This window comes from Desulfobaculum xiamenense (genome assembly GCF_011927665.1).
In the GTDB taxonomy this organism is placed as follows: Bacteria; Desulfobacterota; Desulfovibrionia; order Desulfovibrionales; family Desulfovibrionaceae; genus Desulfobaculum; species Desulfobaculum xiamenense.
Window position 1 is genome coordinate 2501 of the sequence record NZ_JAATJA010000008.1, and the last position, 1007, is coordinate 3507.

General features: G+C 52.3%; 1 rRNA gene (cut by both window edges). It reads left to right on the forward strand.

What is annotated here, in order from left to right:
- Window positions 1-1007: ribosomal RNA gene (locus GGQ74_RS16145) — 23S ribosomal RNA — on the forward strand (it extends past both window edges: 523 nt to the left, 1486 nt to the right).

Consider the following 1007-nt stretch of genomic DNA (forward strand, 5'->3'; position numbering starts at 1 on the left):
AAGTACCCCTGTGAGGGGAGTGAAATAGTACCTGAAACCGTTTGCCTACAAGCAGTGGAAGCGGACTTGTTCCGTGACCGCGTGCCTTTTGCATAATGGGCCAGCGAGTTAATCTGTTGTGCAAGGTTAAGCCGTAAGGTGGAGCCGAAGCGAAAGCGAGTCTGAATAGGGCGACTAGTACAGCGGATTAGACCCGAAGCCGGGTGATCTATCCATGAGCAGGCTGAAGCTCAGGTAAAGCTGAGTGGAGGGCCGAACCGTTGCAAGTTGAAAATTGCTCGGATGACTTGTGGATAGGGGTGAAAGGCCAATCAAACTCGGTGATAGCTGGTTCTCCCCGAAATATATTGAGGTATAGCCTCGGGATTAGACTTACGGAGGTAGAGCACTGACAGGGCTAGGGGGCTTACCCGCTTACCAAACCCTTTCAAACTCCGAATGCCGTGAGTTGTTGCCCGGGAGTCAGACTGTGGGTGCGAAGGTCCATGGTCAAAAGGGAAATAGCCCAAATCGACAGCTAAGGTCTCCAAATGTATGCTCAGTGGGAAAGGTGGTAGAGTCGCTTAGACAGCCAGGAGGTTGGCTTAGAAGCAGCCATCCTTTAAAGAAAGCGTAATAGCTCACTGGTCTAGTGACTCCGCGCCGAAAATGTAACGGGGCTAAGCATACTACCGAAGCTTCGGGTTCACGCTTTGCGTGAGCGGTAGGGGAGCGTTCTCATAGGCGATGAAGGTGAAGCCGGAAGGCACGCTGGAGCAATGAGAAGTGAACATGCTGGCATGAGTAACGACAAAAAGTGTGAGAAACACTTTCGCCGTAAACCCAAGGTTTCCTGGGTAAAGTTAATCTTCCCAGGGTTAGTCGGTCCCTAAGGCGAGGCGGAGACGCGTAGTTGATGGGAAACAGGTTAATATTCCTGTACCTCGTAGAGTGTGCGAAGGAGGGACGCAGGAGGGTAGCTGATCCGGGTGTTGGATGTCCCGGTGCAAGCGTGTAGGCTTGAGCTG